Below are 2,860 nucleotides of genomic sequence, written 5' to 3' on the forward strand. Positions count from 1 at the left end.
AAAACCCAAAGAACGGCAAAGACAGGTCGTTTCATTGTCGCTGGGTAGATAAGATAGGCGTTGAGCCTGATAGCGGTATCGTTTATATGCGCTTTACGTCTGATGTTGTTCCCTTGATAACACGGCTTGAAAGTCACTTCACAAGTTATGAAATCGAGAAAGTAGCGAACCTGAGCAGTAGCTATGCTATTCGACTATATGAGCTTTGCGTGGCATGGCGTGAACAAGGATTTACACAGCGATATAAGATTGATGACCTACGCCAAAAGTTAGGCGTTGAGCCTGAAAAGTATAAAGAAATGTATAACTTCAAGATAAGAGTTATTGACCTTGCTATCAAACAGATTAATGAGCATACGGATATTACGGTCAATTACGAGCAGCACAAAACAGGTCGCACTATTACCGCCATGTCCTTCAAATTCAAACAAAAGAAAGTGCCTGAGCAGATAACCAAAGACGATGCGTTCATCAAGATGACAGATAGCCAAGTAAAAACATTCAGCGCCAAGCTTGCTGCCTTACCTGAACTTGGTAGTAATGCGCCTATTGGTAAAAGTACTGCTGAGTTTGCCGCTATTATTGCTAGTGATCTAGTAGATAAAAATAAGCAAATGCGTTATATGCCTTATCTTGCAAAGTTAGGTTATCAACCTAAAAAGCATAAGGCATAGCACCATTTTAAATTTCACATATTTTTGCTTTTTAACACTACGTCTTTTCGTAGTGTTGGGGGTGTGGGGGCTTTGCCCCTGCCGATGTTTTGACTTTATAAATGTATGACCGTAGGGAATAAACATTTGTGAAGTCGAAAACTCGCACTTGTCTAAAAAGACAGCCAAGTGAAACAACTCCAATTCACTGTTATACTAACACAGACCATAAATTTTTCTAGGTGAGATTATGCCAACGATAGAACAAAAGATAGCCCGCAAACAAGACGAGCTGAACCGATTAAAGACCAGACGAAGAAAATTAGGGTGAGCATGATTATGAATAAGAGTTTTTTGCTTGTTTTGATAAGTATATTTCTAATATCATGCGCACCTTTTGAATCAGATAAAGGCAAAATCATTATAAATAATAAGAGTCCTTATCTTATAACTGATGTGAATATTGAATACGAAGCCGCTGGAAAAATAGACTCAATAGGTAATATTGCCTCTAATTCTTCATATAAATATACTATTCAATATACTGATGCCGAGGACTCAATAAATATCAATTATATTGATAGGCATAAAAAAAAGCATTCTGCGAACGTAGTACCCTATGCGGCTAAGTATGATAAACAGAAATATCAATTTGACATCGAATAGCACCCATTCGCTATAAATTTGAGTCTAGCCACAAATGGAATGCTTCGGAAATTTCCTTTCTCTTATCCTCTGGAGCATCTGGATAAGGATAAAATCTATTATAATCGTTTCTGAAGTGACTGCTTCTAATCTGTTTAGATAGCCGGTCAATAAAGTTCTTTGAGTATACCTTCACTTGTTCGGTGCACTATACAGGCATCGGATAGCTTAGAAACCACTAGACCAACAAAGTTTATTTAATTCGTACTCATCTATCAAAAAATCATCAAGATGATCTTTAAAGCCTGGCTTGTCACTAAGGGTTTTAATAGCCTTTTCTGCCTCTTGTTTAGAGTCATAAACGCCTAATAATCTCATGTTTTCGGGCAAACCATCAATAGCATGTTCAAGAACATATACTCTCTTCATTAAAAACCTCCATAAAAAAACATAGCTAAGTAGGAATAGCATATTTTAGAGTTAAAAAATAACGGTTATCAGCTATACCCCAAGGGAACCATCTATTTCAGCATTTAAACCTATTAACAGACCACTTAAAACAGACTGTCATTATGGAACCATCTATAACAGACTCTTGAATTATAGGGCTGGTTGCTGTGCTTTTTTCCTATCATTAGCCTATAGCTAAACCAATAACCAATGATATGAGCTGAAATAGCACTTATTTGCTGTCTGATTAGCTCACATTTCAATTCTAAGGGTGAAGACCTAGTAAGTTAGCTACTGAGCAATCAAAGACGCTTACAGGGAAAATATGAGCAATTACTAATCATTTGATTATTGCCTGAGCTTGGTGATAATTTCACCAATAACCAATAATTCAAATCTGAGTCAATCTATCCAGTCACGGATTAATCAATTCTTGATGATGTTCTGAGCCTGATTTAGTCATCAATTCAAAATAAAGCTATTAACAATCAAAAAAAATTCTTATGCTTTTAAGTAATTAGCTTTTAAAAGAGCTTTTAGAGTCCCTGACAGCCCTTTATAGTAAAGGCGTCTAGCGTTCATACCCTTACGTTTATCGCACCATACCCTTACGTTTATCGCACCAATTTAAGCCAATACCCTTACGTTTATCGCACCTGTACTTACGTCAGTAAACAAAGTAAGTTAATTGTGCTATCATCATTAAAATCATTTCGATAATAAGCCGTCATTATGTCTGAGTTAGTCGTTAAAGATACCGCATTAATCAATGCAAGTTATACGCTCGATTTAGCAGAACAGCGACTAATCCTATTGGCAATTATTGAGGCTCGCAATTCAGGTCAAGGCATCACGCATGACAGTCTGCTAAAAATCCATGCAAGTAGTTACGCAAAGCAGTTCGGGGTAAATGATAAAACAGCGTACACGGTCGTCAAAGATGCCAGTAAAGGACTGTTTGACCGATATGTCACCTACCACGACAAAAACCCAAAGAACGGCAAAGACAGGTCGTTTCATTGTCGCTGGGTAGATAAGATAGGCGTTGAGCCTGATAGCGGTATCGTTTATATGCGCTTTACGTCTGATGTTGTTCCCTTGATAACACGGCT

General features: G+C 37.4%; 4 protein-coding genes. 3 read left to right on the forward strand and 1 reads right to left on the reverse strand.

Translation table 11 applies throughout. From position 1 onward, the window contains the following. Both repM and JMY09_RS14235 read left to right on the forward strand, forming a co-directional pair. Window positions 1-674 (forward strand): replication initiation protein RepM (repM, locus tag JMY09_RS14230; RefSeq protein WP_201624596.1); only part of this gene is annotated, 674 nt, incomplete at its 5' end. Between the two features lie 318 nt (window positions 675-992). Then, window positions 993-1,319, forward strand: a complete 327-nt coding sequence (locus JMY09_RS14235) for a hypothetical protein (RefSeq protein ID WP_227677383.1) — start codon at window positions 993-995, stop codon at window positions 1,317-1,319. A gap of 207 nt (window positions 1,320-1,526) precedes the next feature. Here the strand turns inward: JMY09_RS14235 and JMY09_RS14240 are convergent, their stop codons facing one another. After that, window positions 1,527-1,727, reverse strand: a complete 201-nt coding sequence (locus tag JMY09_RS14240) for a DUF7336 domain-containing protein (protein ID WP_201624600.1) — start codon at window positions 1,725-1,727, stop codon at window positions 1,527-1,529. Between the two features lie 753 nt (window positions 1,728-2,480). On the opposite strand from JMY09_RS14240, the gene JMY09_RS14245 reads away from it, so the two are divergent. Continuing rightward, window positions 2,481-2,860 (forward strand): RepB family plasmid replication initiator protein (locus JMY09_RS14245; RefSeq protein WP_201624602.1); only part of this gene is annotated, 380 nt, incomplete at its 3' end.

Source organism: Psychrobacter urativorans (assembly GCF_904846695.1).
Classification (GTDB): Bacteria; Pseudomonadota; Gammaproteobacteria; order Pseudomonadales; family Moraxellaceae; genus Psychrobacter; species Psychrobacter urativorans.

Bases quoted from the DNA above. Each gene is read 5' to 3' on its own strand.
- JMY09_RS14240 (WP_201624600.1), bottom strand. From the start codon at position 1,727: ATGAAGAGAGTATATGTTCTTGAACATGCTATTGATGGTTTGCCCGAA.
- JMY09_RS14235 (WP_227677383.1), top strand. From the start codon at position 993: ATGAATAAGAGTTTTTTGCTTGTTTTGATAAGTATATTTCTAATATCA.